The 25,715-nt window shown below is 39.9% G+C and carries 22 protein-coding genes, 3 tRNA genes, 7 pseudogenes and 1 other annotated feature; of the genes and pseudogenes, 13 read left to right on the top strand and 19 right to left on the bottom strand.

What is annotated here, in order from left to right:
* Positions 1 to 311 precede the first annotated feature (311 nt).
* Positions 312 to 1,531, top strand: a protein-coding gene (locus E0409_RS09475; RefSeq protein WP_131290064.1) for an IS3 family transposase whose coding sequence is annotated in 2 segments (ribosomal slippage) — positions 312 to 588 and positions 588 to 1,531 — 1,221 coding nt in all. Because the reading frame shifts where the segments join, the coding sequence is not laid out codon by codon here.
* Positions 587 to 703, top strand: a sequence feature (AL1L pseudoknot). Its footprint overlaps the gene before it by 117 nt.
* Before the next feature lie 35 nt (positions 1,532 to 1,566).
* Here the strand turns inward: E0409_RS09475 and E0409_RS09470 are convergent.
* The 12 genes and pseudogenes from E0409_RS09470 to E0409_RS09425 all read right to left on the bottom strand — a co-directional run bounded on the left by E0409_RS09470 (position 1,567) and on the right by E0409_RS09425 (position 7,618).
* A pseudogene (locus tag E0409_RS09470) lies at positions 1,567 to 1,852 on the bottom strand (helix-turn-helix domain-containing protein).
* Positions 1,836 to 2,132 (bottom strand): transcriptional regulator, encoded by a 297-nt coding sequence (locus tag E0409_RS09465; protein ID WP_252151804.1) that lies wholly within the window; start codon positions 2,130 to 2,132, stop codon positions 1,836 to 1,838. The pseudogene E0409_RS09470 and the gene E0409_RS09465 overlap by 17 nt, the downstream one beginning before the upstream one ends.
* A gap of 64 nt (positions 2,133 to 2,196) precedes the next feature.
* A pseudogene (locus tag E0409_RS09460) lies at positions 2,197 to 2,723 on the bottom strand (IS6 family transposase).
* Between the two features lie 258 nt (positions 2,724 to 2,981).
* Positions 2,982 to 3,212: a hypothetical protein gene (locus E0409_RS09455; RefSeq protein WP_131290056.1), complete on the bottom strand. Its 231-nt coding sequence runs from the start codon at positions 3,210 to 3,212 to the stop codon at positions 2,982 to 2,984.
* Between the two features lie 95 nt (positions 3,213 to 3,307).
* Positions 3,308 to 3,481: a hypothetical protein gene (locus E0409_RS16490; RefSeq protein WP_165541321.1), complete on the bottom strand. Its 174-nt coding sequence runs from the start codon at positions 3,479 to 3,481 to the stop codon at positions 3,308 to 3,310.
* A gap of 15 nt (positions 3,482 to 3,496) precedes the next feature.
* A complete protein-coding gene (locus tag E0409_RS16920; RefSeq protein ID WP_286364053.1) occupies positions 3,497 to 3,622 on the bottom strand; it encodes a hypothetical protein in 126 nt (41 codons plus the stop codon).
* 903 nt (positions 3,623 to 4,525) lie between these two features.
* Positions 4,526 to 4,602 (bottom strand) — tRNA-Ile (locus tag E0409_RS09450).
* Position 4,603: 1 nt separating this feature from the next.
* A tRNA-Arg gene (locus E0409_RS09445) sits at positions 4,604 to 4,680 on the bottom strand.
* Between the two features lie 788 nt (positions 4,681 to 5,468).
* Positions 5,469 to 5,704, bottom strand: a pseudogene (locus E0409_RS16750) (hypothetical protein).
* 140 nt (positions 5,705 to 5,844) lie between these two features.
* A tRNA-Met gene (locus tag E0409_RS09435) sits at positions 5,845 to 5,921 on the bottom strand.
* A 94-nt stretch (positions 5,922 to 6,015) separates the two neighbouring features.
* A complete protein-coding gene (locus E0409_RS09430; protein WP_252151803.1) occupies positions 6,016 to 6,387 on the bottom strand; it encodes a hypothetical protein in 372 nt (123 codons plus the stop codon).
* Between the two features lie 83 nt (positions 6,388 to 6,470).
* Positions 6,471 to 7,618 (bottom strand): IS3 family transposase gene (locus tag E0409_RS09425; protein WP_131290053.1). Its coding sequence is split into 2 segments (ribosomal slippage): positions 6,471 to 7,372 and positions 7,372 to 7,618, totalling 1,149 coding nucleotides; the frame shifts between segments, so codons are not numbered across the junction.
* A gap of 360 nt (positions 7,619 to 7,978) precedes the next feature.
* Here E0409_RS09425 and E0409_RS09420 point away from each other — a divergent pair.
* The 4 genes from E0409_RS09420 to E0409_RS09410 all read left to right on the top strand — a co-directional run bounded on the left by E0409_RS09420 (position 7,979) and on the right by E0409_RS09410 (position 11,029).
* The gene (locus E0409_RS09420) at positions 7,979 to 9,178 is read left to right on the top strand and encodes a tyrosine-type recombinase/integrase (protein ID WP_131290048.1); all 1,200 of its coding nucleotides are present in this window, start codon (positions 7,979 to 7,981) and stop codon (positions 9,176 to 9,178) included.
* Between the two features lie 273 nt (positions 9,179 to 9,451).
* Complete coding sequence (locus E0409_RS09415; protein ID WP_131290045.1) at positions 9,452 to 9,745, top strand: helix-turn-helix domain-containing protein; 294 nt, start codon at positions 9,452 to 9,454, stop codon at positions 9,743 to 9,745.
* Entirely contained in the window at positions 9,735 to 10,088 is a 354-nt protein-coding gene (locus tag E0409_RS16745) for a HipA N-terminal domain-containing protein (protein WP_252151802.1), read from the top strand. Before E0409_RS09415 ends, E0409_RS16745 begins: the two co-directional genes overlap by 11 nt.
* Positions 9,977 to 11,029 (top strand): type II toxin-antitoxin system HipA family toxin, encoded by a 1,053-nt coding sequence (locus E0409_RS09410; RefSeq protein ID WP_252151801.1) that lies wholly within the window; start codon positions 9,977 to 9,979, stop codon positions 11,027 to 11,029. The genes E0409_RS16745 and E0409_RS09410 overlap by 112 nt, the downstream gene beginning before the upstream one ends.
* 223 nt (positions 11,030 to 11,252) lie before the next feature.
* Here the strand turns inward: E0409_RS09410 and E0409_RS16740 are convergent.
* Positions 11,253 to 11,381 (bottom strand): annotated as a pseudogene (locus E0409_RS16740) (IS5/IS1182 family transposase); the annotation flags it as partial.
* Positions 11,382 to 11,422: 41 nt separating this feature from the next.
* Here E0409_RS16740 and E0409_RS09405 point away from each other — a divergent pair.
* From E0409_RS09405 to E0409_RS09390, 4 genes and pseudogenes are all read left to right on the top strand, one after another.
* Positions 11,423 to 11,574: pseudogene (locus tag E0409_RS09405) on the top strand (CoA transferase); the annotation flags it as partial.
* 353 nt (positions 11,575 to 11,927) lie between these two features.
* Entirely contained in the window at positions 11,928 to 13,154 is a 1,227-nt protein-coding gene (locus E0409_RS09400) for an efflux RND transporter periplasmic adaptor subunit (protein WP_131290043.1), read from the top strand.
* Positions 13,151 to 14,374, top strand: a complete 1,224-nt coding sequence (locus E0409_RS09395) for an ABC transporter permease (protein ID WP_067723161.1) — start codon at positions 13,151 to 13,153, stop codon at positions 14,372 to 14,374. The genes E0409_RS09400 and E0409_RS09395 overlap by 4 nt, the downstream gene beginning before the upstream one ends.
* Positions 14,367 to 15,122 (top strand): ABC transporter ATP-binding protein, encoded by a 756-nt coding sequence (locus E0409_RS09390; protein ID WP_067723160.1) that lies wholly within the window; start codon positions 14,367 to 14,369, stop codon positions 15,120 to 15,122. The genes E0409_RS09395 and E0409_RS09390 overlap by 8 nt, the downstream gene beginning before the upstream one ends.
* Positions 15,123 to 15,727: 605 nt before the next feature.
* On the opposite strand, the gene E0409_RS09385 is transcribed toward E0409_RS09390, so the two are convergent.
* The 6 genes and pseudogenes from E0409_RS09385 to cypR all read right to left on the bottom strand — a co-directional run bounded on the left by E0409_RS09385 (position 15,728) and on the right by cypR (position 21,520).
* Positions 15,728 to 17,362: a SulP family inorganic anion transporter gene (locus E0409_RS09385; RefSeq protein WP_131290040.1), complete on the bottom strand. Its 1,635-nt coding sequence runs from the start codon at positions 17,360 to 17,362 to the stop codon at positions 15,728 to 15,730.
* On the bottom strand, positions 17,359 to 17,775 hold the full coding sequence (locus tag E0409_RS09380) for a hypothetical protein (protein ID WP_131290037.1): 417 nt from the start codon (positions 17,773 to 17,775) through the stop codon (positions 17,359 to 17,361). Before E0409_RS09380 ends, E0409_RS09385 begins: the two co-directional genes overlap by 4 nt.
* Positions 17,776 to 18,160: 385 nt before the next feature.
* A pseudogene (locus tag E0409_RS09375) lies at positions 18,161 to 18,274 on the bottom strand (transposase domain-containing protein); the annotation flags it as partial.
* Between the two features lie 117 nt (positions 18,275 to 18,391).
* A pseudogene (locus tag E0409_RS09370) lies at positions 18,392 to 19,260 on the bottom strand (IS982 family transposase).
* Positions 19,261 to 19,367: 107 nt separating this feature from the next.
* The gene (locus tag E0409_RS09365) at positions 19,368 to 20,279 is read right to left on the bottom strand and encodes a LysR family transcriptional regulator (RefSeq protein WP_131290034.1); all 912 of its coding nucleotides are present in this window, start codon (positions 20,277 to 20,279) and stop codon (positions 19,368 to 19,370) included.
* A gap of 191 nt (positions 20,280 to 20,470) precedes the next feature.
* A complete protein-coding gene (gene cypR / locus E0409_RS09360) occupies positions 20,471 to 21,520 on the bottom strand; it encodes a transcriptional regulator CypR (protein ID WP_131290031.1) in 1,050 nt (349 codons plus the stop codon).
* A gap of 182 nt (positions 21,521 to 21,702) precedes the next feature.
* On the opposite strand from cypR, the gene E0409_RS09355 reads away from it, so the two are divergent.
* From E0409_RS09355 to E0409_RS09340, 4 genes are all read left to right on the top strand, one after another.
* The gene (locus E0409_RS09355; protein WP_131290028.1) at positions 21,703 to 22,023 is read left to right on the top strand and encodes a 2Fe-2S iron-sulfur cluster-binding protein; all 321 of its coding nucleotides are present in this window, start codon (positions 21,703 to 21,705) and stop codon (positions 22,021 to 22,023) included.
* Positions 22,024 to 22,089: 66 nt separating this feature from the next.
* Positions 22,090 to 23,496 carry a cytochrome P450 gene (locus E0409_RS09350; protein WP_131290025.1) on the top strand — a complete coding sequence of 469 codons (1,407 nt, stop codon included), beginning with the start codon at positions 22,090 to 22,092 and terminating at the stop codon, positions 23,494 to 23,496.
* Between the two features lie 32 nt (positions 23,497 to 23,528).
* A complete protein-coding gene (locus tag E0409_RS09345) occupies positions 23,529 to 24,749 on the top strand; it encodes an NAD(P)/FAD-dependent oxidoreductase (RefSeq protein WP_131290022.1) in 1,221 nt (406 codons plus the stop codon).
* Between the two features lie 17 nt (positions 24,750 to 24,766).
* A complete protein-coding gene (locus tag E0409_RS09340) occupies positions 24,767 to 25,549 on the top strand; it encodes an acyl-CoA thioesterase (protein WP_131290019.1) in 783 nt (260 codons plus the stop codon).
* Positions 25,550 to 25,715: the final 166 nt, after the last annotated feature.

The following is a 25,715-nucleotide window of genomic DNA, read 5'->3' as shown; positions in this document are numbered from 1 at the left end:
CCAACAACAGCATGAAGAACTGGAACAACAAAACAAACGCAATCGTTCTCAAAAGATGCCAAGCAGACGTGCACAGAAAACAGCAATTCAACAACGAAATCTGAATCCTGTGCTTGACTTGGAAATGTCCATATAGGACATTTCTATTTGGTTATTAGGTAGGACATTTCTACTTGGGAATAACACAAAAATGCGGGCTATTATCCCAATTTATATCAATAAAATTCAATTATCTTAGAGCTTCTCTAACAAAAAATGGAATGAACCGTACCGGGTTTGTCGGAGACCACTTTTCTTGAGAGAATGTCCCGATGAAAAAACCAAAATATACTCCTGAAATCAGAGATAGAGCGGTTCAATTATTGATTGAATCCGAAAAAGATTATCCTTCTACTTGGGCTGCAATCACAGCAATTGCTCCCAAGATTGGCTGTACGCCTGAAACACTACGTTCCTGGCATCAGAAGCATTTGAATCAACAGAATCCAATCAAAGTACAGCAGCTTTCAGACCAAGAACGCATTAAACAACTTGAACGCGAAAATAAAGAACTGCAGCGAGCCAATGAAATTCTACGCAAAGCAGCCGCTTTTTTCGCTCAGGCGGAGCTCGACCGCCCACACAAATAATGGTGGATTTTATCCATAACAATAAAGCGTTATACGGTGTTGATGCGATTTGTAGGATTTTACCGATCGCCCCTTCGACCTATTACCGGACTTTAGATCTCGCGGACAATCCAGAACATCGAGCGAAACGAGATTTACATGACTTGCATCATGCTGAACAAATTAAACGAATTTGGAAGGAAAGTTCAGGTCGATATGGTGTACGTAAAGTTTGGCAAAAACTGAAACGTGAAGGCTATATTATTGCGCGCTGTACAGTTGCTCGATTGATGCAAAAGCTAGGTATACAAGGTGTTTGGCGAGGTAAGAATAAACAAACGACCCGTAGCAGAGATGATCAAAAACGAGCAGATGATTTAGTGAAACGCAATTTTAGTGCTGATCAACCTGACCACCTGTGGGTCGCTGACTTCACGTATATTCAAACCAATTCAGGTTGGGTCTATACCGCCTTTATTATTGATGTCTTCTCACGAGTAATTGTTGGATGGAAAGTATCAACACGTATGAATACAGACATGGTCCTGGATGCATTGGAGCAAGCATTGCATGATCGAGGCATGCCAAAGAACGTGATTCATCATAGTGACAGAGGCGTACAGTATCTTTCCATTCGCTATACCAATCGTTTAGAAGCAGCAAATTTACGAGCTTCAGTCGGTACAACGGGTGACTCATACGATAATGCTTTGGCTGAAACGGTGAATGGCTTATACAAAACAGAGGTGATTGAATATTTAAAAGCAGATTGGCAAGGTTTAGCAGATGTACAACTTGCGACACTAAACTGGGTAGATTGGTTCAATAAAGAACGTGTACATAGTGCGCTAGGTTATGTGTCACCTTTTGATTTTGAAGCAATGTACTATGATAAAATTAATCCGTTAGGTCAGGTAGCCTAACTTAAATAAACTGTCTCCGACAAACCCGGTACGGTTCAAAATGGATCTTTAATAAATAACTTAATTAAAGATTGTGCTGCTTTGGATGGCTTACATACACCTTGTTCCCAACATTTCTAATGTACGGACAGATACTCCTAACGTAAATGCAAATTGACGCTGACTTAATTCTGATTTTTGGCGAGCTAAAGCTACATCTGTTTGAGTGATGCTGTGCGTTCTTACTGGCGTATTTCCAAGCATTTCATCTACTGCCATAAGCAATTCAGCGCCAATATCTCGTTGAGCATCACGATTTTCAATATCATTTGAGCGATTCATTTAGTTTCTCCCCTAATACACGCAGTACTTTTTTGTCGAGCTGATCTATTGCAGTCTTGCCATAAATGGTCAGTAACCATATTTGTCCATTAGCTAAACGATTGTAATAAATTACTCTAACACCACCACTTTTACCTGTTTTACCAGATCCCCAACGGACTTTACATATTCCTCCTGAATGGGGTTCTACATCACCAGCTTCAGGATTTGATGCAAGAAAAATCTTAAACTCGTTGTACTCTTTTTCTGTCCAATAATCCGAATCGAACTTACTGAACAATGCAGTTTCACAGGCACTGTTGCAAATACGGATCTGAGTCGATGATGTTGCCTTTAAAAAGTGATTAAAGACCGAAAACCCTGTTGATTAGATATACTTCACCCTGAGGCTGACCATAATAAAATGACGAAGCTTGTTCTTGATGCAGTGCACGCATGACTTCAATACCTTTAATTGTGGCATAAGCCGTATTCATAGATTTAAATCCTAACGTGGCCCTGATGATCCGCTTTAGCTTGCCATGATCACATTTTTGGTATTACGTCTAGAAGAAAGGTAAAAATCAATGGTATAGCCACGTTGATCGACTGCACGATACAGATAAGCCCATCGTCCATTTACTTTTACATAAGTTTCATCAATATGCCATGCGCTCAGATCTGTAGGATTACGCCAATACCAGCGTAAGCATTTTTCTATTTCAGGAGCATAACGTTGAACCCAATGATAAATCGTAGTGTGATTAACATTCACACCACGTTCGGCAAGCATTTCCTGAAGTTCACAATAGCTAATGCCATATTTACAATACCAGCGCACAGACCAAAGAATGATTTCACACTGAAAATGCCGACCATGGAAGGGATTTATATACTGAACCTTTAGCTAAAAAACGATTTAGCTTATCATCAATGGTTATTTGCAACAGTGCCGTTATACGAAGTACACCTGTTAGAGCCCATTTAAAGTGGAAACTATCGTGGTATTACTTGGTTACACAACCGCATTCTTTCTTTTGATTGTTCATATTGTTTCTCTATCCATTCACGGCGCTGTTGGCATAATGCACATGTCATAAATTTCACCCATTAAAAAACCTCCCGGAGGAGGTTTTAATAAATTATCTTACTATGATGGTACATAAAAACTTAACCAATCACTTTTCATTTCCTCTAAGGCTTTAGGATCCAACCTTTCGCATGAATACAAGTAATAAGTAATATTTGAATCTTTAATTATATTGCGATAATGCTCTACAGTAGCAACCTCAATATTCTCAGGTTTATACCAGTCCGGCCAAACCCTTTCATTAAAAAGATACTGGCCATACTCATCTTTATTGGCAATCCAAACACCCATACTACCAAACTCTTAATTATTAAAACCAAGTGCATGATATACCAATAATTATAATACCTACCCACATTAATAATATAACTTCAAATCATCTAGCATTACGCATGAAGTAGGTTTCTTAAATTCTTCGACCATTCTTTTAATTGATTGATCTTCTTATCAACAAGCATCATTTCATCACGTGATATTAAGCCGCGTGATAGTGCCAGCCATTTGGTAATTTCAGTTTCGTACCTTTCAATATTCCGTCTTACTTCTACTTTATCTGTCATGACTCAATCTTCTTTTTATTGGCTATATACACCTTTGTTAAATACGATTGGCTTGCCTTCAACAATGTCTTTCTGGAACCATCTAAAACACAAAACATATCCAATGATGAACGATACAAACGCTACTACGATATAACCCATGAGCACCACCAATAAGAAAAGAAAAACCCCGACAAATTAATGACGGGGTTTGAGTGTCGTAATACGATTGACAAAAGGAAAATAGTAATATATTTCAATAAAAAACCCGTTTAACTCTCCCAAATTAAACAGGCCTAATTTGCGCTAAAACTTTAGAATTTTTTGCAGTTATACTTTGTTTTAACTAAATATATAATCAAATTATTTCAACATTATGAAAACAAAAAAACATGATTATTATTCTAATTGATTGTATGTTTTTTGATTGATTATTACTTAATTTCTTTCGAGCAATCCCGACACACCTTGATTTCTTCATCATCAATCGTGTAATCAATTTCGGTCGCACCATGCAGGCCGAATAAACACATTAATAGTTTGAGCATGTATTTCTCCTTAATTTCAGGCAAAAAAATACCTCCCGAGGGTGGGAGGCTAAAACTAAAAATCAGAAACTACAGCGATAGATTCTATGGCGCACATTTTATATAAAATTATTTTTCGCTCATTGGCAAAAAATCACAAAAACATTCGCATGAAATAAGTAAATAAGAAGCCCAATCCATGACCGAGCTTTCGTTATTATATATGGAGGCGGCATTCAATTTAAACTACTAAGAATAAAGGGAGCCACCATAGGTGCCCTGATATTGCTTACACAGAAAAACATTTCTCAGGGCATTTAAAAATGCTCACATTTCTGTGAGCATTTGTAGTACTTCTCGTCTTTCCGAGTGTCGGTCGTTTTTGCGAGTTAGGCGATACACAATTTCCTCCAACCCAACAAAAAAATTACTAGGTATTTGCTATTCAATCAATCAGTTTATTTCGTAATATTTTGATAAATATCACGTTTAATTCACAACTCATCTGATTTTGATGTAATTCCAATTAATTATAATTTGGTGGGCCTTATCAGATTTGAACTGATTATCTCCCCGTTATGAGCGGGACGCTTATATCACTTAAGCTTAAGGCCCTTGGCACGCCATACAGGATTCAAACTTGTAACCAATGCAATAGAAGTGCAATGCTCTATCCAGTTGAGCTAATGGCGTATAAAAAGGATATCGCGATTTGCCACACCCTGCCTGTATTTCGATATTAATCAGCTCGGCAACTGATCTACCGCTACTCAAAATCACACAAATCTAACATGCACGGTCTGCGTTACTTGCTTTCATCCTCTTTAGGTCGGGGTGCCAAACCCTAGTCAAGCCCCATAAAGGGAGTTTACTCGAAGGCATGTTCTGCAAATTGGCTTTCTGCAGGCATTAAAAAAGCCCACCTATTACTAAGTGAGCTTCCTTCTAATCATTTGCGCTGAATTAGAACTATTGTTTAAAAACAATACACCCTTAATAACATGGTTACTCTTCAACAAGCAATAAAAAAGCCCACCTTTCAATGAGCTTTAAAATTTATCCATCTCAATAGATAGATACTCAATAAATAATTTTTTTTCTTCTTCTATCTCTGGTATTTCGCACACCCAAAAAGCTCGAGAATCCAATCGAAAGTTGAATATTACAGCCAAGGTCCTAATTTCGATATAGGCATCTTCACCCTTGATCTCAGCAAATAATCGAAAAGCTATGGTAAGAAATTTTAACTTATTAACTATATGGTATTCAGACGACTCATACTCTTTTAAAGCTTCATCATATATAAAGCAGAATATCTCCTGAATCATTTCATTGCCTATTAGCGACACCAAACCATTAAAAATAAATGACCCTAGGCACCTGTAGTATTCAAGAAATGTAGTTAATCGTTAATTCTAATTGCAAAGTGCAATAAACAAAAAAGCCCACCATTTAGCGAGCTTTCGTTGCTATATAAAATCCTAAGCAGAACACCTTACTTCAAGCTGAAAGTCATCTTGAGTAACCTTAATTTTAATCTTGTTATACGTACGCTTATCTGGATTCATTGCAGAGCCTACCACCTCTTCAAAGAATCTACGATCGTTCATCAACTCAGCGTAAATCTTATAACCTATTAATATCTTTCAGGTTTTTTATTGTTTGCTATTACTTCATTAAAAATATTGTTTAACTTATTAACATCAATCATGGGCATAAAAAAGAGTTCAGAAATTAAAGGCCCTATTATCCTTTATTTATAGGAGCAATCAATGTCGAAAAAGCCCACCTTTCGATGAGCCAAAAAAATACCCACAAATTGAGATAAGTGGGTATATAAACTTGAATCTTTTTCGTTGGTAGCGGGAGCTGGATTTGAACCAACGACCTTCGGGTTATGAGCCCGACGAGCTACCAGACTGCTCCATCCCGCATCAACGAGTTAGCTTTATATGCTTTCATAACCAACAATGCAAACTTTATTAGAAATATAGTCACTTACAGCGGCAATTAGATTAATTAAATATCTTAACCAATACACGTCTCAGTCTTAAACAACTGACAAGAAGCCCTATAAAGGCTCAATTTTCTTCTCTCATATTCTAAAAAAGCCTTGGGTTCTTCTAGCCATGTTGATGCTCGTGAATCAAAATCTGAATTACCTAACGTCCAATCAGAAATTGTGCCATATATAAAAGTATTATCGGCAAAAACTAACTTTGACTTATTGCTGGTATTGCTCACAAATACTTTATGTGTTGGTAAAGACCCAAATATACTTATTTTAGTGTATCGGTATTTATAAAATTCTGGCATAGAAAAATTACTGAGTTGGTAACCCACTATACCACCTACAATATTAAAAAAGCGCACCATTTGGCGAGCTTCTTTGTCAGTCAAGTGCATTACTTACACTTGGGTGACTTATAACATAAATATAGTAAAGTACACCCTGACTTTCAAGCTGAATAGCCACCAAAATTCTAGACACACCTAACCATCTTTTGATGGGCTTTTTCATAATCTAATGGAGAACGCTGACCATTGGAACCATGTCTGCGTTTTGAATTGTAGAACATCTCAATATATTCAAAAATATCCGATCTGGCTTCAGTTCTTGATGCATAGATTTTCTTCTTAATTCGTTCCCGCTTTAATAGCTGAAAGAAGCTTTCTGCAACAGCATTGTCATGGCAATTCCCTCTACGACTCATACTACTTTCAAGATTATGATGCTTGAGAAATGTCTGCCATTCATGGCTGGTGTATTGGCTGCCTTGGTCAGAATGGATTAGGACTTTGTTCTTTGGGTTTCTTCGCCATAAAGCCATCAATAATGCATCTAAAACCAGGTCTGTCGTGATTCTGGATTTCATCGACCAGCCAACAACAAGACGTGAAAACAGGTCAATCACAACTGCGAGATATAGCCACCCTTCATGAGTACGGATATAGGTAATATCTGTCACCCATATTTGGTTGGGATAAGTTGGATTAAATTGGCGGTCTAAAGTGTTTGCGGCAACGATAGCTGGATTACCAGCGTGAGCTCTAGGTTTACGATAGCCACGCTGTGATTTGAGACCATTCGCCTTCATGAGCCGATGTACTCGATTAATCCCGCAACTTTCACCAACATCTTTTAAATCACAGTGAATCTTGCGATAGCCGTAGACTCCGCCAGATTCTAGCCAGAACTGTTTAATTAATCCCGAAAGCTGTTGCCGTTTCCTCGCAGTTTTACTGGTGGGTTGCTTTAACCATGCGTAATAACCACTGTGATGAACATCCAGAGCTGAACATAAACGACGGACAGGCCATATGTGCTGATTGTCCTGAATAAAGGCGTACCTCATTTGGACTGGCTTGCGAAGTACACCGCGGCCTTTTTTAATATGTCTCTTTCTTCAGTGACCCTTTGCAGCTCTTTTTTTAACTTTGCCAATTCTGCACTTGGATCAGTAGATTCTGTTGTCTTGGGTTGCTGTGGATCATAACGTTTAATCCAGGCATATAAACTATGTGTGGTGGTTCCTAAACGTGCAGCAACTTCGGCCACACTATGACCTTTCTCAGTGACTTGTTTTACTGCTTCAATTTTGAATTCTTCAGGGTATCGTTTACTGCTCATAAGCACCTCGTTAATTAGCCATTTTATCTAACTAAAAGGTGTCTACAAAATTAGTGGCTATTCAGGTCTCAATAAATTCAAATAATTAGCTACCAGATTACAAACCTGATTTGTATTTTAAATCTATGGGGCTATGAGAGTATTACTTTTCAAATATTTCTGCAACAAAGCCTCTAATACATTCCTTCTACTTGAAAATGGTAACTAGCATGGTTACTAAAATTTAATTTACTTATTTTTAAATATTTAAAAACAATTATTTATAAAACTATGTGATGCGTATCATACGCATCACATATAATTAGCTTTATTTTGATATAATGAAAGTATCTAGTGTAGTTAGTGGTTTCATTCAATTTCATGAGTCTTACAGAATTTAAGATACGCCAAGCCAAATCAAAGGATAAAATTTACTACTTAGCCGATGATGATGGCTTAAGCTTGAAGATTGAACCTAACGGACGTAAGTCATGGAGTTATCGGTATTCTGTAGCAGGATCGAGCAAACGACCTAGAGTTAAACTAGGTCTATATCCTGTCATGTCCTTGAAGGATGCAAGATATGCACGAGATGAATATAAGTTAAATAATTACATGGGGGAAAATATACATAGCAAAAAAATAAAATCTTTCAAAGATGTTTGTGAGGAATGGTTGGAATTCAAAATAAAAAACTCTTTTAAAGATGAGCCACGTTGTGGTGTTATTCAGTTATCAAAAAAGTGTTTATATAATGATATATATCCAGAATTAAGTGATATCCCATTTAATGAAGTGAAACGATATGATTTAGTTACAGTTGTAAAGAAAATAGAATATCGGGATGTAAAAGAGCCCGTTAAAAAAGCGTATAGTTATTTAAATCAAATCTATGACTATGCTGTAGCAATGGGTTATTGTGAATATAATATTGCCAATGGTTTACATAAAATATTGGTCAATAATAAAATTAAGAAAAATTATCCATATTTAAAGGCAAAAGATATATCAAATTTTATACTTAGATTAAATGAAGTTAATACTCATCCTATTATTAAAAAAGCATTATGGTTTAAGCTTTACACCGGAGTACGAGGGGCTGAGTTATTGCTGAGTGAGCCTCATCACTTTGATTTAGATAGTAAAATTTGGAAAATTCCTGCTTTGCATATCAAACAGTTTAGACGTAAAGTCATTTTAGGTCATGATGTTCCTGATTTTTTGGTTCCTTTATCAAATCAGGCTATTCTAATTATAAGATCAGCATTAGAGTGGTCACATGGTGAAAAATATGTATTTTATAGCCCTAGAAATAAAAACAAACATCTTCATTTTAATACATTAAATACAATAATTCGTAAAATGAATTATAGTAAAAATGAGTTATCCTTACATGGTTTGCGTTCTACCTTTAGTACCATATTAAATGAGTCTGGATTGTTTCAACAAAATTGGATTGAAGCTCAATTGTCCCATACAGATAAAAATAAAACTCGTGCAAGTTATAATCATGCTGAATATCTTAGCCAGCGTATTGAAATGATGCAGTGGTGGGGCGATTATTTAGGTTCTATTAAATAAAATCAGGTAACAGCTTTTGATCTTAAAATGAATGAACTTAATACTCATAATTGCTAGATTAAACAAAGTTACTGAATGAGACAGAGCCTATACTCAGATACGGTCTTGAGAAAACGAGTCTAGGGAATTTTAATTTTGAAATGTTTATGCAACAAGACCCATTTCATTTATCACGGTGTTGCTCTTCAATACTTTCAAATAAAATAGATACAATAGTATCCAATAATCTTAAAATTGGTCTATAATAGATACTATTATGTCTGTTTAATTCCTATGTCTCGATTTTTATTGCTTGATAATATAGATGTACAGCAGGCTTTTTCTGTTCATTTACGCCAATTACGTGAACAGGCAAAGTTATCTCGCGAAGCGCTTGCCGAGCGCAGCAGTGTGCCTGCGGCTACAATTAAAAAATTTGAACTGAGCGGACAAATCTCATTCCGGCAATTACTCTTACTTTGGCAATCCTTAGATGATCTTAAGCGTCTTTATGATTTAACCAAAGAATCTAAAGTCACAGAAATGCTTCCAATTTCAATTGATGAGGTTTTAAAAGATGAATTTTAAGCCAATTCAAAAACTGAGCGTTACCAGGACATTAACAACAGGTGAGCTGGTTTCAGCCGGTGTTTTAGCGCAAAACACTCAAGGGGTATTTTTCCAATATGACACAGAGTATTTAAGCAGGTTTGGCAATCTTTCACCTTTTTTACTGCAGACCTCAAATATTTTACAACTGGCACCCAAGCAACCACATGCAGGATTGCATGGTTTATTTGCAGACAGCCTACCTGATGGTTGGGGACTTCTCTTACAAGATCGTATTTTTCGTCAACAAGGTATTTTACCTGCCCAAATAACGGCTATGGATCGTCTAGCTTTTGTAGGTTCAAGAGGCATGGGGGGCTAGCCTTTGCTCCAGCATCTGATTATCAAACCTCAGCTTTTGATGAAGTTGATTTAGCGACTTTAGGCTTAGAAGCTCAGGCTCTTTTTGATGGTCAGACAGAAGATGTTCTAGCAGCGCTGGTCACTGCAGGGAGTTCAGGTGGTGCACGTCCTAAAGCTCAGCTATTTTTTCCACCTAATCAGCCTAATCAATGTCGAACCACTGCAAAACTCGGGGATGAAGCATGGCTTGTTAAATTCACCTCACAAAATTTAGCACTTGGTCATGAAGAGGGGATATGTGAAGCTACTTATTTGACTTTAGCGGGACTGGCAAATTTAACCCCCCCTGAATGGCAACTGCTAGATGCTCCAGTAAAAAGTGGTGCTCGGGCTTGGTTAGCGGTTAAACGCTTTGATTGGATAGATAATTTAAATGGTGGATCGAACAAACATGGTCGTCTACATATGCATAGCGCATGTGGTCTGTTGGATGCGGATTATCGAACACCAAGTTTAGACTATCAAGACTTAATTAAAGCGAGCAGCCAGTTATGTAAGTCACCAGCCGTTGGACAATTACAATTTCGTCGTGCGATGTTTAACTTGTTTGCGTGTAATCAGGATGATCACAGTAAAAACTGGGCATTTTTACAAGAAGATAATGGTCAGTGGCAACCGGCACCATTTTATGATGTAACTTTCAGCCCTCATCCTTTTAATGAGCATGCCACCGCATTTATAGGTTATGGAAAAAAACCACCACTTAAAACAATTCAAAAACTTGCAGCTCATGCAGGGTTTGCAAGTTGGAAGCAAGCACAGCAATATATTCATGAAATTGTAGATGTATTATCACGCTTCAGTGAAATTGCTAAAGAGTACGGTTTACATCACAGCACTATTAACGCAATTGAAAAAACGTTGGCAACCCGCCTTGAGGAAAATAAAAATCTAACTTAAATTTTAGATATCCGGTCTTAATAAAGATTGCTCAAATAGCCAGAAATAAATTTTTGCTGTAGGTTGATTAGGCCAAATTTTTCTTTCAACATCCCCAAGCCCTGTTTCAATTTTATTTCCTTGTCTTAAATTGCACTTATCTGAAGAAGTTAATTTTACAGCTTTTATATTTCATATGCTTAATAAGTGTATGAAATATAAGTTATTAAACCTATTTTATAAATCATTTCTTACTCAGTTCCATGTTGTAAATTCCAGCAATTAAATTGAATCTCAAACCAAGTCTTTTGCCTCTATTTCGATAACGCTCCACAAGCATCTTGAAGTTTTTCAGGCGGCCAAATACATGCTCAATGCCTATTCTTCTTTTATTGATTTCTTGATTTAAGTCGAATTTTGGCAGGGCAATAGGGCAATCAAATATTGGCAGATTTAGGTGCAAAAGTAATTAAAGTTGAGAAACCATTTCAAAGTGATGATACTCGTATTCTGGACCTTCATTTTTAAAAAATGATAAAGGTGATGATACTGGAGAGTCTGTTTATATATCCATAGTTCATTCATAGGAAATGGCAAAATCTTCGACAGGCACGCGTGAAGCATGAAAGCTGCTTATACTCTGTCACGTAGACAACAGCTTCAATTTAAAACTGGTGTTCAAAGTTTATGAACTTATGTACTATCAAATAATCTAAATCATCCTTCAGGGAAGACTTTTATCCTGAGACAGGAATATGCTGGATTTAGATTAAAACAATCAGAGCTGAAATTTAGATTTCATCAAAGTTCTGCATAACTGACAAGAAAATTTTATGTCTTTATAAAGTATAAAAGAGTATGAATATAGCTGCTCTGCCGATTGTAGTATGATGTTTTTAAACTGAACTGGAGAGGCTCATTGCGCGTTGTTCGCTATAAATCTGTGCTTATTATCATATTGCTCATACTTGCAGCGGGTTTTGCTCTGTTTCGATGGTGGCAGGGACCGCTATTGCCCGCTTATACCATTGCGTCGACGCCTCTGGTGCAAACTGTGGTGGCAACCGGGCGAGTAGCGACAGTATCACGCGCTCAGGTTGGCAGTGAAATTACTGGTGTGGTCCTTGAACGGCTTGTACAGGAAGGTGATCAGGTTTCGCCAGGTGACCTGTTATTGGTTCTGAAATCGGATGAACTAATTGCTCAGGCGAGGCAGGCTGAAGTTGCACTGACCGAACTTGCAACCAGCAGGCGTCCACAGGCAGCAGCAGAATTAGCTAGTGCTAAAGCACAACTAGAACAGGCCAGCCGAGAAGCAGCACGTAGGCGTAATTTAGAAGCCGGAATACTGTCGGCTGAAGAAATAGAGAAGGCTGTTGAGACTGAAAGAGTGGCCCGCAACAACTTTGATGCGGTACGTTTAAGGGCGACAGCATTGGCACCGGGTCAAGTCGAGGAAGCTAAGCTTCGTGAGCAACTTGCTGCGACACAAGCTCAGCTTGCCAAAACAAAAATACGTGCTGGAGTAGCAGGTACGGTGCTGACACGCGATGTGGAGCCGGGCGATCTGGTACAGCCCGGTCGGACATTATTTACCATTGCACTGAATGGCAATACGGAAATTCGAGTGCCGCTTGATGAAAGAAATTTATCACGGCTTGCCTTGCAGCAAAATGCAGCAGTGATTGCCGATTCGTACCCTGATCAATCTTTTCCTGCCCGTATCAATTTTATTGCACCGAGTATTGATCCACAGCGAGGTACGGTAGAGGTTCGGTTAGCGGTTGATCCAGTACCCGACTTTCTGCGTCAGGACATGACTGTCTCGGTCAATGTCGAAACTGACAGACGTGAGCGAGCATTGACCATCCCTAATGATGCTTTAAGCAGTATAAAGGGAAATAAGGCAGTAGTGCTGTTGGTGCGTTATGGAAAAATACAGCATCAGCAAGTTACCTTAGGTTTACGTGGCTTAGCCATGTCGGAAGTGGTTTCAGGTTTGAGTAAGGGTGATCATGTACTTGCCGATGCCGAATCCTCATTAAAAGAGGGAGCGCGGGTACGCTTAAAACTGCAAAAAATACCATTGAATAATCAAGCTGGTGACACAGACAGCAAAAATGAATTACCGGTGAAATTCGATTGAAAAACTTTTTCGGGCGGCTTTGGACCGAGTGGACGATCGCAATCAGTTTTTTGCGCGAGGGCCGTGCACAGTCCATCATGATCACTGTGGGCGTCGCAGTGGGTGTGGCGGTAATTGTGTTTATTAGCGCTTTAATTCAAGGATTGCAGTCGAATATTGTCGAACGTACTTTGGGAACACAGGCGCATATTCGTTTGCTGTCACCGGATGAGGTGAATCAGATTGTGCGGCCTGCAGCCGGTACTGTACAGTTGCTGCAGGAAGATAAACGGGCACAGCGGCTGCGCTCGATCAATAACTGGCAGCAGATTACCGAGACCTTGGATCATTTACCCATATTGACTGCTGTTTCACCCGTAGTGTCTGGACCTGCCTTTGTGCAACGCGGTGATGCAGTCGAATCGGTCGCATTGGTAGGTATCAATCTAGAACGTTACCAACAGATCATCCCGCTGAAAGAATATTTGCAGAGTGGTCAGTTACGAGTGGGTGCTGACGAGGTACTGATTGGCAGCCAGTTAGCCAAAGATCTGGGAGTACAAGTCGGGAGTAAGTTACGATTAGATACCGGTCAGGAGAACAGTGCCGTGGTCAATATCTCCGGGATATTTGAACTGGGGGTACGCGAACTGGATGCGCGTTACGTCTATCTGGACTTAAAACAGGCACAATCGCTACTCAGTTTGCCTGGGGGAGTCACGGTGATTGACCTGACCATCGCAGATATTTTTGAGGCAGATAACATTGCTGCACAGATAGGACGCTTGACCTCATTAAAAGCCGAAAGCTGGATTGAAACCAATGCCCAGCTTATGAATGCAATTACAGCGCAAAGCCTGTCGACCAATATGATTATTGTCTTTGTGGCGATTTCTGTGGCCTTTGGGATCGCCAGCGTCATGTCGGTCAGTGTGGTGCAGCGAACCCGGGAAATTGGCATTATGCGTGCGACAGGTGCGACCCAATCACAAATCTTACGAATTTTCTTATTTCAGGGTGCAATATTTGGCTTGCTGGGTTCGGTTCTAGGTAGTGCTGCCAGTTATGTGTTGGTATGGGTATTTAATACTTTTGGTCCAGGTTTATTTTATATTCCTGTGTCTACAGAGCTGGTGATGCTGGCAGTGTTACTTGCTACACTGACTGGCGTGCTGGCTGCAGCTGTACCATCGCGCCGGGCAGCCGCACTCGATCCAGTGGAGGCGATTCGTCATGTCTGATCAGTCTCAGGAAGTGTTACGTCTGGAAGCACTGCGTAAATCTTATAATATTGGTCAGCCCAATGAGGTGGAAATATTACATGGGATTGATCTGTGTATTGAGCGCAAGGATTTTGCTGCGTTGATTGGTCCGTCTGGTTCGGGTAAAAGTACCTTGTTGAATATTCTGGGCTTGCTGGATAAACCCAGCAGCGGTGAGCTTTATTTACTGGGTCATGCGACGAGTAGTATGGATGATGCCGGACGCACTACGTTACGTGGCAACAGTATCGGGTTTGTCTTTCAGTTTCACTACCTTATCCAGGCCTTTACCGCCTTAAATAACGTGCTCATGCCGTTGATGCTGACTCAGGGCAAACCCGATAAGCTTGCACTACAGCGAGCGCGTGAATTGCTTGCTGCGGTGGGTTTGGAAAAGTTTGCCGACCGTAAACCCAATGAACTCTCGGGTGGTCAGCAACAGCGGGTGGCGATTGCCCGGGCGCTGATCACTCAACCCGCGTTACTGTTAGCGGATGAACCTACAGGCAATCTTGATACTAAGACAGCTGCAGAAATGTTTGAACTATTTCGTAAAGTACATTACGAACACGATTGTGCTGTGCTGCTGGTCACCCATGATCCGCGCCTGTCAGCAACCTGTGATCGAACCATTAATCTGGTGGATGGTCGTATTGAAAGTGATTTGAGAAATAATAAATCAGATGTGTCATCTAGAGTGCCAAGCGATAAGAGCGACGGGGAGTGACCACTTTATTATTGCTGTTTATCATAAGTTCTTATAATCACATGTTGCTGTATAGCGATTTAATCAATATGCAAAGCTGATTTGTCACGTGAAGCAAAAAAACTTCATTTTTAGCAGGTACCAATGTACTTGTACTTTTAGTGAGCATTCTCCTTGAGCTCAAGGAGAATGCTCACTAAAAGTGTTCAAACTGTACGGTTCTTCGCTGCACTAAAAGTGTTCAAACTGTACGGTTCTTCGCTGCACTACTCGTTATCCCCTAGTTTAACCAGACGCTCATGGGCCTCATCTGCTTTCTCGCTACATGAATTTCAAAGCTATTATTGACGGTTATATTTATTTAATTCAATTTTTACCATAAAAATATTCAATCAACCTGGTTCTGTAGATAAGTATATCTACCTATATAAGTAGGCATTCTTATAGGTACTGTCAGCACTTCCCCTATTGCGTTACACGATTTTGATTATCAGTGCTTCACTTTTGCCTGATAAAAACACTGATTCATCCTTATATTTCGCAGGCATGTTCTCGGACTAGATTAAGTCATGAACTTAGTGGGGGTTAAACCCTCTATTGAGGAAGACTTAACAAATTCCCTCTGATCAAGTCGCAGTCGAAATGCTACTTTCTAACTGGCTTACGGCATCATCGACACTTTGTGCGTCATAACTAGAGCCAGGAAATAATGGACTATTCACATACAATAAGGTTTGTGCGACTGAACGACGTACTCGTGCCAACTTCAGGTCAATCCCTTTCTCTTGCAAATGCTCAGCCAACAATAACAACTCTTCAATACTGGTACTATCAAGGCTTGGACATTCTTCAAGATTCAAAATCAAGTGTTTATAATTTTGCCCGGAAACTTTCTGTAAAATCGTATGACAGATTTTTTCTGCATTGGCAAAAAACAGGGGATGATCAGGTCGTGCAATTAAAATAGCATGAGATGCTACAGCTTCAGGAAAACGGTTGATGTCAACATAATCATGTCCACCATTCAGACGTCCAAGCCATGCAATTCGAGGGACAGAATAGCTTTTCAATAACATTAAAATGCTCACCATTACTGCAATCAATAAACCATTGAGCACACCAAAAATAATCACCGCCCAAATTGCAACAATCGACAGCAAGCGATCTTTATGCCAAATAAAATACTGTTTAAATGGTGCAAAACGAATATGCCCACTGACCGCATACATCACAATACTGGCCAAAACGGGTTCAGGAATATTGGCAATATACTGGCGAAAAAACAGCAAAAAAATCACCACGGCCAGTGCTGCTACCCAGGCTGATTTTTTGCTTCTTGCTCCTGCAGATTCATTGGCTGAAGTCGCGGAATAGCCTGCACCAACTGCCATTCCCTTAAACAATCCTGAGCAGATATTACTCACGCCCAATGCAATCAGGTCACGGTTTGGCTGGATTGAATCATTGTATTTTAGGGCAGAGGTACGAATTGAAGTATAAGATTCGGCATAAATAATTAGTGCAACGGCCAGTGAAAGTTCTACCAGTTGCAACCAGCTATTCATATTCAAATGAGGTAAGTTAACACTCGGTAGAACAAACTCAAAATGTCCAACAGAACGGATTCCCCATGCTTGGGTATATCCCATCACATTGAAACTAATCCCTAAAATAATCAGCAACAAAGCCACTGGAATAGTTTTATAGCGCTGGGTGAATTGCAAAGTGAAAAAGGTACAGAGTCCCATAATCAAAGCAGGCCAGTTCCAGCTTGAATAAGCCTGTAACATTTCCCACAACTGACGGAAAAAATCCCTATGTTCGGGATGTACCTGTAATATTAAAGGAAGCTGTTTTACTACAATGCTGAGTGCCAGACCAAAAGAAAAGCCTTTCAGCACAGGTTTGGCAATAAAATGCGTCACATCTCCAAGCTTAAACAACCCTGCGATCACCAGTAAAATGCCCGACAGAAATACCAGTGCATATGCCAGACTTGCCCGTTCTGGTGAAGAAAACATCACTATGGTTGCCAAACCTGAACTCATGACTGCGGCAGAAGATGATGTCGAAGACACAATTGCAAGACGACTATTCCCGATCAGACCATAAAGTACTAAGCCCAGTACCAACGCCACCAAACCACTTTGTGGTGGCAACCCGACCATATTGGAATATGCGACTGCTTCAGGCAGCAGCAAACCTGCGATAGATAAACCCGCAATCACATCAAAAAACGGGAATTTTTTAGCAGCGGTCATACATTTGCCAAATCTTGCATAGTCAGTGAAATAATCTGGCAAGGAATTAGGGCATCTTCATCATGCAGATACACCGCACAAAGTCTGTGATAACCATCCGCGATAATTAAATGACGTCGTCCTAAATCACGTACCAACAATAAAGGTGAAAGTGCTTTGTTCTGCTCAATTTTGCTCAAATCACGGGCCACATGAAAATTGTGTTCATCGAGTAGTGGAAGCTGTGCTGCACGAAAAATATCTTTGGCTTTAAACTGAGTTACTGTTTCGGCTTGAAACTGGCTCACCAGTTTTTCAACCTGTGAAGGATGCAACAGCAAACATAAATAAGACCTCGCAGCAGGATAATCATGTGCTTCTGGCTGATCGAGCCAGACAATTGAATGTTTAGGTTTTTTATTATTACTGTCCATGGTTTCAGATTACTTATGATGGTAATAAATCATCTGACAGCATAACAAATCAGTCGAATAAAAGTCTGTAAAAAAGTGGTTTTACTGAGGACTGGGTTACCTGATAAATATTGATCACGATTTGAATAAATCGTAAGGATTAGATAGGGGCCCATACCAGCCTATTAGGTGTTTTTTGTCAAAAAATCACTGATTCGATGAAGATATAATCATATTTTAACCAATCCTGTTACTCGGCCATTTGAGTTATTCAAAAAAAAATTTATTCTGAAATTGCAGATTCAGCAATAGGTAAAAATTCATTTTCTGGATAAGCGTCCGGTGAAGCCCTTGCTTAATTTCAATTTAGGGCGAACTTCCCGTGATATGGTAACAGCTCTTCAATCTAGCTCATTTTCTCCGTTGGCAGTCTTTTCAGCACATCACTTAAATAGATATACGGATCCAGTCCATTCTGTTTTGCTGATTGGATTAAGATCATAAAGTTGGCGGCTTGCTTTAGCTAGATAAAGCAAGCCGCGGAATTTTGACTAAAAATATGTAATATATTGATTTTACAGTATTTTTTAAATTGATAGCTATTTATTTTAGTTTTAATATCTAACCCGAATCCTGCTTAAGCCGATGATTCCATAATCTGAATCGTTGGCTTATTTTGATGAGCTAATTGATATGCACATAGCGAACATAAATTCCGCTGAGAAATCCATGAGTACTACGTGCTTTACTCGTCACTAAATTGTATTGCCCCTTCAATAAACTGAATAATGTTTCTATCTTATTGCGTTGTCTTAGGTGATATTCATCTGATGTACAGAGTTGAATAGCCTGCATATTCTTCCGATGATAAGTAATCAAATCAATACCTTGATCTTTCAATCTAATTTTTAATTCTTGGCTGATGTAACCTCGATCCCCGTAAAGTTTTGCTTCTATACCAGCAACCAATTGCTCAACCATTTTTATGTCAGCAACATGTCCATTTGATAAAGCAGAACAGGCAATTTCACCAAATTGATTCATCGCAATATGTAATTTACAGCCATAAAACCAGCCCATTGAGCTTCTACCACGTGATGCAATTTGGACTAATGATTTATGACGCTGAATACGTTGATTTTTACAAACTGGCAGAGTTGTTGAATCAATCCATAAATATTGTGTACCTTGGCCTTTCATCAGTGCCACATGTAAAGCGTGTAGAGCTAATTCATGCATATTGATCAGATGAATCATCCTTTGATAGCAAGGCAAGTACTTAAATAAATGGCTTTTATCTTCTTTTAACCAGGTGAAAAAGGCTTTGAAATTATTGAAATGAGAGCATTTGTACCAAATGGCAATAAAGCAGATTTCTGAAATTGTAAGTTGAGCAGTTCTGATTCTTAAGGAACCACGGTTTTGTTTGAGAAACTCCCAATAAGTTGCTTCAAATTTAAGAAAAAAATCATCAATTACGCAGAATAATTCGGTACTATTGAACATCAGGACTAGAGTTGTGAGTTTGGTGTGGTAACTCAACTGATGGCTCTAATCCTCTTATTTTTCCAGTCAATTTCTTATTCGCGATTCGGGTTATTTATAGATTAGTTCTATTTTTTATCACAATCTTTTGCAAATAGCCTTTCAATCCAATCGATAAAGACGTGCATACGTGCAGGTAAATGTTCACGGTGAGTGTAGAGCAAAGAAATAGGCTTCGGCATATTTTGATAATTGGATAACACTTCAACCAATTGTCCGTTCTTTAGATAGGGCTTTATTGCATGACCAACCCCTTGAATTAAGCCCAAACCATGTAAGGCTGCACTTAAAAATGATTCTGAATCATTGACTAAAATACTTGAATCCAATTTATATTCTTCAAGTTTTTGATTCACAATAAATTGCCAATTCATAACCTTACGTTGTTTACCGCTAAAATAATTGACAGCTTGATGGTGTTTTAGGTCATCTAAGCTATGCGGCGTGCCATGTTTTTTTAAATAAGAAGGGGCAGCACAAGTGATCATTTCAACTTGTCCAAGCGATTTTGCAATGAGGGTTGAGTCATCTAAGTAGCCGAGTCGAATTGCAAAATCGACACCTTGATCAATGAGATCCACTAAGGAATCAGAGGATTCTAGAATCAACTCGATATTTGGATATTGTTGTTTAAACTCTGCCAAATGAGGAATCAGAATGGCTTTGGCAATGGTGATGGGTACGTTGATGCGCAGTTTACCCGATATATTTTGCGTCTGTAGATTTGGTTGAAAGCTATTAAAAATAGCATCGAAATCTTTAAGGAGTTGCAATGCTTTTTGATAGAAGGCTTCACCTTCTAAAGTCATGCTGACTTTACGGGTGGTTCTATTGAGTAATCGGACACCCAATTCATGTTCAAGCTGTTTAATGGCTTTGGAAATCAGCGGACGATGCACACCCAATGTCTCCGCAGTGTGAGTAAAGCTTTGGGTTTCAACCACACGCACATATATCTGTAACTTCTGCAAATGATCCATTTAATTTTGCCATTCATTGTATATCCAAATTATAACAAATGGCTGATTTAAAGGTCTTATTCGAACGACATGATGTTTAGCCGTCCGATCAGGGATGGTCATGAATACAGAAAAAAATTAATCTTCAATCAGGTCAATTTTGAATGATAAAAAATATTTCACCTGCTTATGCAATGAACTTTACCCAAAGTTTAACTATGTTGATTACGATATTGACTCGGTGTAACGCCAAACCAACGCTTAAATGCGCGTCTAAAGTTAGAGCTGTCATGATAGTTCAATAGAGTGGCAATCGCATCGACAGATAAAGTACTGTCTGTTAAATAACGACGTGCTTGCTCCGACAAAATGGCATCTCGAATCTCCCTAAAGCTTGTGCCATCTGCAGCAAGTTGACGTGCCAATGTCCGTTTACTCATAAACAATGCCGCTGCAATTTGGTCTTCACTCAGTTCATGTAGTGAACTCGACAGCATCATTTTTTTTATCAGATATACATAGCTTTGCTTGCTCGGTTTGAGCTGCTGTAGCATGCTTTCGCATTGTTGCATCGCGAGTAAATAACTGTCTTGATTGGCCGACGCATTCGGAATGTGACATAGACTCAAAGGGAAGGTGGCTTTAATTTCAGCTGCTGAAAAAGAATAAGCGCCCGATAAATACTGCGCATAGGCTTGGTGATAGTCGGGTTCTGCATGGGCAAAACAGATTTCAGCGTCATGGAGGGGGCGTCCAACAATAAATTCAGCACATTCAAATAAAATCACAGCACAGGTTTCAGCCAATAGACGATGCACCTGTTCGGACAGTTGAAAATCAAAATATAGGGATAGATGGACTACATATTCGGTGTATTCAAGATTTAAACGTGCAAAGCTGATGCGAGTGGGAATAAATTCCTGAAACGCTTTCAATGCCATCAATAAATTTGGGCTACTGTTGACCAAGAATCCCATGGCACCATGTGTGGTTGGTGTCAAACGCTGACCCAAACGTAAGCCAAAATCGGCATGTTCAGACAATGCGACGCTGTTCTGTAAAATCTGCACCAATTGCCTTGCAGTCAGTAAGGTTTCATCCTGCATCAATTGCTCAGGACTCAGCTGAGTAAATTGCAGCAATTGCGGCAGTTCTCGAATATTCAGTGCCAATTCTCGACCAATGAGCCGTGCATAATTCGATGGAATATTGGCAATATCGGGATTGGTCTCGAGCCATAAAGCGTTCTGGTTTTGGTACACATCGACATCCTGTCAGCGCGTTTAAACAAATAAAAGTCAGGTCATATTGGATGAATGTGTCTTTTAATGACCCTATCTTGCCAAAAAATGACCTGCTTACATCGTCTTTATAGCATTAGATTATCGTGATCCAAATAAAAACCGATGAATAGCATATTCATCCCCTGTGAAGGAGAACAGAAATGGGAACGATTACATTTGTTGAGCACGATGGAACAGAACATTCGGCTGACTTAGAGGTCGGTAAGTCACTGATGCAGATTGCCATTGATCACGGCATTCCAAGTATTGATGGCGATTGTGGTGGTGAGTGTGCCTGTGGCACCTGTCATGTGATTTTAGACAGCAAGTGGATCGCAGCGGTCGGCCCGGCGCCTGCAAATGAGTTGCAAATGCTCGATTTAAGTCCTGAAAAAACCAGCAATTCACGTTTGGCATGCCAAGTACAGGTGTCTGAAGACATGAACGGTATGCGTGTGCAACTTCCTGAATATCAAATGTAATCCATTACATTGATAGACACATCTAAAACTGATCATAAATGCAATAATAAAAATAGGACATCAACAATGACCCAATTCGAAAGCCTATTGAATAAAGTCAAAAACGAAGCATCTAATCGACTCTCGCCATGGATCCCAATGGATATGCAAGTTAAAGGTGTACATCTGTTTAAACGCACCAAACGCTTTGTCACACAAAAGGAATATTTCCCAGAATTTGTAGAACAACCGATTCCCGACGTATCTACCGTTGCGATCCAAGATATCGATTTAAGTCATCCATTCTTATTTAGACAGCACCAATGGCATGCCTATTCCAAACGACTGCGTGATGAATGTCCGGTGCATTATCAAGCCAATAGCCCATTTGGGCCATTTTGGTCGGTGACCCGTTATAAAGATATTGTCTTTGTCGATAAAAACCATGAACTGTTTTCAGCAGAGCCACTGATTTTAATTGGGACTGCACCGATTGATGTGGAAACCTTTATTGCCATGGACCCACCGAAACATGATGAACGTCGTCAAGCGGTTCAAGGTGTGGTTGCACCTAAAAATCTGAAAGAAATGGAATCCTTGATTCGTACACGCACTGCAGAAGTCCTCGACAGCTTACCGATTGGACAACCATTTGATTGGGTACACACTGTTTCGATTGAACTGACTGCGCGTATGTTGGCGACCCTGCTCGATTTCCCTTACGAAGACCGTTTAAAACTGGTGTATTGGTCAGATCTCTTTTCATCATCACCGCAAAGTACAGGGGGCGATAAAGACTTAGATGAATCTTTTGTCGGTGTGGCGGATATGGCCAAACACTTTGTGGCGCTTTGGCATGATAAAGCCGTACGTTTAGCTGCAGGCGAAACACCAAGTTTTGACCTCATCACATTAATGCAAAGCAGCGATGCGACACGTGATCTGATTAAACGTCCCATGGAATATTTAGGCAATTTGGCACTCCTGATTGTCGGTGGCAATGACACTACCCGTAATTCAATGAGCGGTGGCGTATTGGCATTGCATCAATTTCCTGAACAATTTGCCAAACTCAAAGAAAATCCAAGCTTGATTCCGAATATGGTGTCCGAAATCATCCGTTGGCAGACCCCATTGGCGTATATGCGCCGCGTTGCAAAACAGGATGTCATGCTGAATGGTCAGTTTATTCGTAAAGGTGACAAAGTGGTGATGTGGTATGCCTCAGGTAATTTTGATGAACGTGCCATTGAACATCCTGAGCAATTTATGATTGATCGTAAAGATGCACGTAATCATTTGTCCTTTGGCTTTGGCGTTCATCGTTGCATGGGTAATCGTTTAGCTGAGATGCAACTACGCATTTTGTGGGAAGAAATTTTAAAACGTTTTGACCGTTTAGAGGTGGTTGCTGAACCTGAAATTGTGCAGTCGAATTTTGTTCGCGGTTATTCAAAATTAATGGTCAAGCTCACCGCGAAAACTGCAGCATAAACTCGATTGTGCATTGAAAAAGAGGGGATGTGATGCAAAACATGAGAGCAGTGATCATTGGCGCAAGTCATGCCGCGGCGCAGCTCAGCGCCAGCTTGCGCCAAGAAGGGTGGCAAGGTGAGATTATCATGATCGGCAATGAACCGCATTTGCCCTATCATCGTCCACCTTTATCAAAAACTTTTTTATCGGGTGATAAAACCATTCAGGATTTGCTGATCCGTCCGGCCTCATTTTATGAAAAACAGCAGATTCAGTTTATACACGGGCATGTGGTTGGCATTGATCGTGAGAAAAAAATGCTCACACTTGCCGGTGGTGAACACATCGCCTATACAAAGCTTGCTTTGTGTATGGGCGCACGGGTCAGAAAATTGCATATCGAAGGCAGTCAGCTCAAAGGCGTTTATTACGTTCGAAATGCCGCAGATATTACCGCCATACAACAGCAGATCCCACATGCCAAGCATGCAGTGATGATTGGCGGCGGTTATATTGGTTTGGAAACCGCAGCATCGCTCAGAAAACAAGGCATTCAAGTTTCACTATTAGAAAATGCCCCAAGGATATTACAGCGTGTGACAGCGCCTGAATTATCTGAGTTTTATACGCGAATTCATCAAGCACAGGGCGTGAGCATATATCACAATATGAGTATCAAGCGTATTGTTGGCAGTACACAGGTGGAAGCGGTGATCTGTGCCAATGGTCAAACCATTGCAGCAGATTTAGTCATTGTCGGCATTGGCGTGCAACCGAATACGGAGCTTGCAGAGACAGCAGGCATTGACGTTGATCATGGGATTGTGATTGATGGTTATGGCCGAACCAATGATCCAGATATTGTGGCGGCAGGGGATTGTACCACCCATTTTAGTCCACATTATCAGCGTTACATTCGTTTAGAATCTGTACCCAATGCCAACGAGCAGGCCAAAGTTGCGGCTGCAACCCTCTGTGGAAAATCTAAAACTTATGATGCTTTACCTTGGTTTTGGTCAGATCAATATGATATCAAATTGCAAATTGCAGGTTTAAATCAGGGTTATGATCAGTTGGTGATTCGAGGGGATCGTCACAACAACGATAGCTTTGCCGTGTTTTATTTTAAAGAGAAAAAACTGATTGCTGCAGATTGTGTAAATCGTCCTTTGGAATTTATGATCAGTAAAAAAATCATTCATGAAAATATTCAAATTGATCCTGATGATTTTGCCGATGAAACCGTTGATTTAAAACAACTGACACAATAATTAAGAGAAACGAGCCTATGGATAAGCCAACCTTAGCCGACATGTTTGCGTCATTAAGCACAGAACAGCCATTTACGCCCCCTGAACATTGGCGACAAGGGCGAACCGCTTATGGTGGATTTTCATCTGCAATGGCACTTCAGATCGCACTGAATCATCTATCTGAGGAACGTCCACCGTTAAAAGCAGCACAGATTGCCTTTATTGGACCCGTCACCGAGCAGGTGTCTTTTGATGTTTCAACCTTAAGACAAGGCAAGTCTGCGACCCAAGTGGCAGTGGATGCGTGTGTGGATCAGGCGATTGTATTAAGGGCAGGTTTTACCTTTGCACATCCAAGAGAAAGTCATATTCAGCATCACTATATTGCATGTCCTGAGGTGAAATCACCTGAGCACTATGCGGCTATTCCCAAACACTTACCGGTGCCAAACTTTTTTAAAAATTTTGATATACGTTTAGTGAGTCAGTCCATGTTCTTTTCAGGCGCTGAAAGGCCTGAGCTGTTAGCGTGGGTGCATTTAGAAGGACTCAATGAAATTTCACCTGAAGTTGCACTACTACTGATTGGAGATTGTTTGCCACCGGCATCCACCGTATGTTTTAAAGACTTGGCACCGATTAGCTCCATGAATTGGACTGTAGATTTTAGCCAACCTGCTCAGCATAGCGAGTGGTACTTGGTTCGATCATTTAGCTTGGATGCGAGCGGTGGATATTCATATCAGACGATGCAAGTGTGGAATCAACACAGTGAATTAGTGTTGTCAGGTACACAGACCGTGGCAATTTTTGCTTAATCCAAGCATACGAACGGATCGAAGCTGAATATCTGATGTGCTGATCAAGAAGACAAAATTTTAGTGATATAGGCGTAAATTGTTCAGGTTATAAAGGGTGTTAGGTATCTTATATAAAGGTATTGCCTATCAATTGATGATACCTAACACCGTATGCTTAAAGCAT

The sequence above is a fragment of the Acinetobacter sp. ANC 4862 genome (assembly GCF_004336635.1).
Lineage (GTDB): Bacteria > Pseudomonadota > Gammaproteobacteria > Pseudomonadales > Moraxellaceae > Acinetobacter.
The sequence above is the reverse complement of the archived record's forward strand: the minus strand, read 5'-3'. Positions and strand labels throughout refer to the sequence as shown.

What these genes read in the sequence shown, in the direction of transcription:
- E0409_RS09455 (WP_131290056.1), bottom strand. Translation starts at nt 3,212, where the DNA reads ATGGGTGTTTGGATTGCCAATAAAGATGAGTATGGCCAGTATCTTTTT.
- E0409_RS16490 (WP_165541321.1), bottom strand. Translation starts at nt 3,481, where the DNA reads ATGACAGATAAAGTAGAAGTAAGACGGAATATTGAAAGGTACGAAACT.
- E0409_RS16920 (WP_286364053.1), bottom strand. Translation starts at nt 3,622, where the DNA reads ATGGGTTATATCGTAGTAGCGTTTGTATCGTTCATCATTGGATATGTT.
- E0409_RS09420 (WP_131290048.1), top strand. Translation starts at nt 7,979, where the DNA reads ATGAGTCTTACAGAATTTAAGATACGCCAAGCCAAATCAAAGGATAAA.
- E0409_RS09415 (WP_131290045.1), top strand. Translation starts at nt 9,452, where the DNA reads ATGTCTCGATTTTTATTGCTTGATAATATAGATGTACAGCAGGCTTTT.
- E0409_RS16745 (WP_252151802.1), top strand. Translation starts at nt 9,735, where the DNA reads ATGAATTTTAAGCCAATTCAAAAACTGAGCGTTACCAGGACATTAACA.
- E0409_RS09390 (WP_067723160.1), top strand. Translation starts at nt 14,367, where the DNA reads ATGTCTGATCAGTCTCAGGAAGTGTTACGTCTGGAAGCACTGCGTAAA.
- E0409_RS09385 (WP_131290040.1), bottom strand. Translation starts at nt 17,362, where the DNA reads ATGACCGCTGCTAAAAAATTCCCGTTTTTTGATGTGATTGCGGGTTTA.
- E0409_RS09380 (WP_131290037.1), bottom strand. Translation starts at nt 17,775, where the DNA reads ATGGACAGTAATAATAAAAAACCTAAACATTCAATTGTCTGGCTCGAT.
- E0409_RS09365 (WP_131290034.1), bottom strand. Translation starts at nt 20,279, where the DNA reads ATGGATCATTTGCAGAAGTTACAGATATATGTGCGTGTGGTTGAAACC.
- E0409_RS09355 (WP_131290028.1), top strand. Translation starts at nt 21,703, where the DNA reads ATGGGAACGATTACATTTGTTGAGCACGATGGAACAGAACATTCGGCT.
- E0409_RS09350 (WP_131290025.1), top strand. Translation starts at nt 22,090, where the DNA reads ATGACCCAATTCGAAAGCCTATTGAATAAAGTCAAAAACGAAGCATCT.
- E0409_RS09345 (WP_131290022.1), top strand. Translation starts at nt 23,529, where the DNA reads ATGCAAAACATGAGAGCAGTGATCATTGGCGCAAGTCATGCCGCGGCG.
- E0409_RS09340 (WP_131290019.1), top strand. Translation starts at nt 24,767, where the DNA reads ATGGATAAGCCAACCTTAGCCGACATGTTTGCGTCATTAAGCACAGAA.